This is a genomic window from Rhodanobacter thiooxydans LCS2 (genome assembly GCF_000264375.1).
GTDB lineage: Bacteria > Pseudomonadota > Gammaproteobacteria > Xanthomonadales > Rhodanobacteraceae > Rhodanobacter > Rhodanobacter thiooxydans.
Genome location: NZ_AJXW01000091.1, coordinates 1 through 4,511, shown reverse-complemented (window position 1 = coordinate 4,511; position 4,511 = coordinate 1). Strand labels below are relative to the sequence as shown.

5 protein-coding genes are annotated in these 4,511 nt (G+C 69.9%); 3 read left to right on the top strand and 2 right to left on the bottom strand.

What is annotated here, in order from left to right:
- Nucleotides 1–138 precede the first annotated feature (138 nt).
- Complete coding sequence (gene aroE, locus UUA_RS15920) at nucleotides 139–993, bottom strand: shikimate dehydrogenase (RefSeq protein ID WP_008438712.1); 855 nt, start codon at nucleotides 991–993, stop codon at nucleotides 139–141.
- 133 nt (nucleotides 994–1,126) lie between these two features.
- Here aroE and UUA_RS15915 point away from each other — a divergent pair, with 133 nt between their 5' ends.
- Nucleotides 1,127–1,369: a hypothetical protein gene (locus tag UUA_RS15915; RefSeq protein WP_235605906.1), complete on the top strand. Its 243-nt coding sequence runs from the start codon at nucleotides 1,127–1,129 to the stop codon at nucleotides 1,367–1,369.
- Between the two features lie 53 nt (nucleotides 1,370–1,422).
- On the opposite strand, the gene UUA_RS15910 is transcribed toward UUA_RS15915, so the two are convergent.
- Nucleotides 1,423–2,910, bottom strand: coding sequence for a RimK family alpha-L-glutamate ligase (locus tag UUA_RS15910; protein WP_008438709.1), 1,488 nt, complete (start codon nucleotides 2,908–2,910; stop codon nucleotides 1,423–1,425).
- 163 nt (nucleotides 2,911–3,073) lie between these two features.
- Between UUA_RS15910 and UUA_RS15905 the strand changes: the two genes are divergently transcribed.
- Nucleotides 3,074–3,580, top strand: coding sequence for a GNAT family N-acetyltransferase (locus UUA_RS15905; RefSeq protein ID WP_008438708.1), 507 nt, complete (start codon nucleotides 3,074–3,076; stop codon nucleotides 3,578–3,580).
- Between the two features lie 234 nt (nucleotides 3,581–3,814).
- The coding region (gene mvaD, locus UUA_RS15900; RefSeq protein ID WP_008438703.1) for a diphosphomevalonate decarboxylase at nucleotides 3,815–4,511 on the top strand (697 nt) is incomplete at its 3' end.

Sequence of the window (4,511 nt, the reverse complement as noted above, 5' to 3'; positions counted from 1 at the left end):
GACTCGCTCACATGAAACAGTCGCTTGCGTGACTGTTTCATGTTCGGCCATCGGGCAACCGCTCCTGCGTTGCCTCAACTCGGGCATCCATGCCCTCGCCATGCCCCTCGCCCTGGCCGACCTGAGAGGTTGAAAAAATCACAACCTCTCAGGCGAATGCGCTAACGTGCCCTGCTGGCGTAGCGACTGGTACACCGACTCGGTGTCCGGGCGCTGGCCATGCCACAACTCGAACGCGTCGGCGGCGGTTTCCACCAGCATGCCGAGGCCGTCGACCGCGTAGAGCGCACCCGCGGTTTTCGCCCAGCTCAGGAAGCTGCTGGCAGCCGGGCCATAGGAAAGGTCGTAGCACAGCGCGCGCGCACCGACCAGCGAGGGCGGCAACTGCAGCGCCACGCCCAGTACGCCGGCTGAGGTGGCGTTGACGATCAGGTCGTAGCTGCCGATGTCGGCGAGGTCTCCCCAGTAACGCGTATGCGCCCGCGCCGGGTCGCCGATCGCGTCGGCCAGCGCGTCGGCCGCCGCAGGCGAACGGTTGACGATGGTCAACGTCTCCACGCCGGCGTCCAGCAGGTTCCACGCCACGCCGTGCGCGGCACCGCCGGCGCCCAGCAGTAGTGCGGTGTGGCCGCGCAGGTCCAGGTCGTGGCGTTCGGTGAGGTCGCGCACCAGGCCATCGCCATCGGTGTTGTGCGCCGCCAGCCGGCCGGCGGCCAGCGGAGTCAGCACATTCGCGCTGCCGGCGCGAGTAGCCGTCACGCTGCGCTGCGCGGCCAGCGCAAACGCCGCAGCCTTGTGCGGCAGGGTGACGTTGGCACCGCGGCCGCCGTCGGCGAAGAAGCGGTGCACCACCGCGGCGAAATCGGCCGGCCCCACGTCGACCGCGCGGTACTCCAGCTCGATGCCGAACTGCCGCGCGAACGCCTGGTGGATGGTCGGCGACAGCGAGTGGCTGATCGGATGGCCGAACACGGCGAACTGGGCGACTGGCATGAGGATTTCCCGGTGATGGCTGGCGGCCATTCTACGTGGGGGCTCGCGCAAAGGGGTCGCAGCCGGTGAGATGGGCGCGCGCCAGCCTGCGCTTGCCCACCCCGACGAGACGACCGCCATACGTACGCAAGCCTTGCCATCCGACCGCCACCTGCGCCTGCTCGGCGTCGCCCTGCTGTGGCTGCTGGGCGGCGGCGCGTTGCTGCTGAGCACGCTGGTGCCGGCACATACCGACTTGCTCGGCTGGACGCCGGCGTTCTGGCTGCTCGGCGCGCCACTGGTCGTGCTGCTGGCGCTGGAGCCCTCGCTGCCGCGGCAGCTGCTGGCGCTGTGCCGGCCGCGGCGGCGCATGGTCCGTAGCGCGGTCTGGCATTAGGAGCGCCCCACCCCGACCCTCCCCCGCGTTGCAGGGGAGGGAGCGAATCAACGTCAGTCGGCGGTGTCGCCCTGGCGCTTGCGCTCCATCCGGCGCAGGAACTCCCGCATGACGCGCAGATACAACTCCTCGCCAAGGTAAGCGTCCTCGACGCCGGCGTCGATCGAGGGGTTGTCGTTCACCTCGATCACCACCGGCTTGTTGCCGACCTGCTTCAGGTCGACGCCATAGAGGCCGTCGCCGATCGGCTGGGTCGCCTTCAGCGCCAGCTTGACCACCGCAGGCGGCGCGTCCTTCAGCGCGATGGTCTCGAAGCCGCCGGATTTTGCCGTGCCCTTGGCGCCGTGGTTGTAGATCTGCCAGTGGCCGCGCGACATGTAGTACTTGCAGGCGTAGATCGGCTGGCGGTTGAGCACGCCGATGCGCCAGTCGAACTCGGTGTAGACGTATTCCTGCGCCAGCAGCAGCGCGCTGTGCTGGAACAGGCCGCTGGCCGCGTGCGCCAGCGCCTCCTCGTCCTCGACCTTGACCACGCCGCGCGAGAACGAGCCGTCCGGGATCTTCAGCACCAGCGGGAAGCCGAGCCGGGCCACCACTTCCTTCATGCCCTTGCTGTCGTCGCGGTAGAGGATCTCGGTACGCGGCACCGCCAGCTTGCGCGAGACCATCAGGTCGTTGAGGTAGATCTTGTTGGTGCAGCGCAGGATCGAGCTGGGGTCGTCGATCACCACCATGCCTTCCTTCTCGGCGCGGTGGGCGAAGCGGTAGGTGTGGTTGTCGGACGCGGTGGTCTCGCGAATGAACAGGCCGTCGTATTCAGCCAGCCGCTGGTAGTCATTCTTGCCGATCGGGTCGACCTCGATGCCGAGTTCCCTGCCGGCGGCCACGAACGCCTTCAGCGCCTTCTTGTTCGACGGCGGCATCTGCTCCTGCGGGTCGACCAGCATCGCCAGGTCGTAGCGGTACTGGCGTCGCGCGCGTGGTTTGCGCCACAACTTGCGCGAGAAGCGGTCGAGCTCCTCGGCGAACGCATCCTCCTGCGCGTCGACCAGGGTATGCAGGCCGACCGGCTTGATCGAGCTGACCTGCCACACGCGGTCGCGCTCGAACTCGATGCGCAGCAGCGGGCAGGGGAACATTTCGAACACCTGCCGGGCCAGGTCCTGCAGCGCCGGGTAAGCCGTCTCGCCAAAGTAGACCAGGGTGCCGAAGTCGGTGGTGTCGCGGCCGCCGGCCGGCAGGAAGTGGGTGAGCTTCTGGTTGAGGTCGTCGATGTCCAGGCCGTACAGCGAGCGCCGGCGCAGGTCGTTCACCGTGCGCACTGACGGCATCACCTTGTGCCCGCGCGCCTCGGCCAGCAGCGAGACGTAATAGCCGGTGCCCAGGTACTTGTAGCTGCGGCACAGGTTGATCACGTGGGTGCGTTCGTCGTCCCCGCCGACCGGCGTGCGCAGGTAGTCCATCGCGCTCATCACGTCGACCGACGGGTAGTACGAACTCCAGTCGGAAGCTTTTTCGACAACGACGACCAGACGGGTCATGGCACCACTCGGGCGATACGGCGATGGCGGGCGCCGCGCGCTAGCGTGACGGCTCTTGCAAAGCGCGCAGTTTGCGCACCACGCCGGCCAGGCACAAGGGCGGCGCTGAAGCGGGGGTAAACCGCTGCCGCGCGCCGCCGGCGGCGGCTGCTACAGTCCGCGCGTGCCGACCCTGCCACCACCACTTCCGCAGCAACGCCGCGACGCCGCGGCTGCCGCCGGCGTGCGCGTGCGGCGGTCGGTCGTGACCGACCTCGACGCGCTGGTCGCACTGGAACTGCGCAGCTTCGACGGCGACCGGTTGAGCCGCGCGCAATACCGCCGCCACCTGGACAGCGATTCCGCGCTGGTGCTGGTGGCCAGCGCCAATCACCACCTGCTGCTCGGCAGCGCCGTGCTGTTCTTCCGCAAGGGCAGCGGCATCGCGCGGCTGTACTCGCTGGCCACCGCGCCGGAAGCGCGCGGCCAAGGCGTCGGCACCGCGCTGCTGGCCGCGGTGGTCGACGCCGCGCGGCGCCGCGGCTCGCGCGCACTGAAACTGGAAGTACGCACCGACAATGCCGCCGCGATCCGCTTGTACGAACGCCACGGCTTCCGCCGCAGCGGCCGCTACGCGCACTACTACGAAGACGGCGCCGATGCCTGGCGCTACGAGCAGACGCTCGGCTGACCCACGCGGCGGTGTGCCAGACCGGCCATGCGCAGCCTGATGTACATCAGGTCGCGCATGGCTCGTCGCCGTCACAATGGTGGGACGCCGGCGTCGTGGCTGGCCGGGATCGCGGCGACCGCGCCGCGGTTTCCCGCGCGCCACGTGCTGCCGGCCAGCGGCAGCTGCCGACCGCTCCGGACCCACGCACTCGTCCGGTGCCGGCGGCGCGGCCGCTCCCGCAACGGAATCCCGATGGCCGCCACCGCGCAAGCACAGCCGAACATCGCCCTGGTCAAATACTGGGGCAAACGCGACACGAGATTGAACCTGCCGGTCACCGGCTCCTTGTCGGTCACCCTGGACGCGCTGTGGACGCGCACCCGGATCGAATTCGATGCGTCGCTGCGGCATGACGAGCTGCGCCTGAACGGGGCGGAAGACCCGGCAACGCTGGCCCGGGCCAGCGCCTGCCTGGATCTGCTGCGGCGGCGCGCCGGCACCGCGCAGCGCGCGCGGATCGACACGCGCAACAATTTCCCCACCGCGGCGGGACTGGCTTCCTCGGCATCGGGCTTCGCGGCGCTGGTGGTGGCAGCCGATGCCGCGCTCGGCCTTGCGCTGGACCGCCAGACCCTGTCCATGCTGGCCCGACGGGGTTCGGGATCGGCCGCGCGCTCGCTGTTCGGCGGCTTCGTCAGCATGGCCGCCGGCCAGCGCGACGATGGCGCGGACGCGGTCGCGCAACCCCTGCTCGACGCCGCCGCATGGCCGCTGGCGGTGGTCGTCGCGGTAACCTCGGACCACCGCAAGCAGGTCGGCTCGGGCACTGGCATGGAGCGCAGCCGCCGCACGTCGCCGTTCTACCCGGCGTGGGTGGACGGCGCAGCGGCGGACCTGGCGGCCGCGCAGCGCGCGGTCCAGGCGCGCGACTTCGCCGCGCTGGCCGAGC

What these genes read in the sequence shown, in the direction of transcription:
- aroE (WP_008438712.1), bottom strand. Translation starts at nt 993, where the DNA reads ATGCCAGTCGCCCAGTTCGCCGTGTTCGGCCATCCGATCAGCCACTCG.
- UUA_RS15910 (WP_008438709.1), bottom strand. Translation starts at nt 2,910, where the DNA reads ATGACCCGTCTGGTCGTCGTTGTCGAAAAAGCTTCCGACTGGAGTTCG.